Annotated in this window: 1 protein-coding gene; it reads right to left on the bottom strand. The window is 42.1% G+C overall.

Features of this window, described 5'->3' with window-relative positions:
• Nucleotides 1-281, bottom strand: a 281-nt coding sequence (locus ACTHUE_RS20645) for a DUF4298 domain-containing protein (RefSeq protein WP_440404021.1), incomplete at its 3' end; no start/stop codon positions are given.
• Between the last annotated feature and the right edge of the window lie 135 nt (nt 282-416).

Raw genomic sequence — 416 nt, 5'->3', positions numbered from 1 at the left:
CTTGAGCGCAGGTGTTCCCAAGCCAGTTGATGAAATTCCCCCAGTGCGTTCCATAGGGCATCTTCGCTCATAATGCTGTATTCGCCCTGTGTACGCAAATCAACATCTGCCCCTTCTTCAATGGCTTGATGGCATGCTTGGTATTCGTTGGTATAGAATTCATCCATGTCCTGCATAAGGCTTGCAGCATGTTTCCAGCGGGCGATATCTGCTTCCAGTTGCGGCAGTAATTCGCACCATTCGCGGTATTTGCTTTGAATTTCGTCAATACGTTTTTGCATGATTTTCCTTTCGTTGTTTGAAATTAGAGTATGGTTGTCTTGGTGCAATATTATTCTTAATTTGAAACAGCTATGCAAGATGGAACAATATTCCATCGATTGAATTTTATTTACAACATCTATTCTTCAAGGAGA

The sequence above is a fragment of the Neisseria sp. P0021.S005 genome (assembly GCF_051956955.1).
The sequence above is the reverse complement of the archived record's forward strand: the minus strand, read 5'-3'. Positions and strand labels throughout refer to the sequence as shown.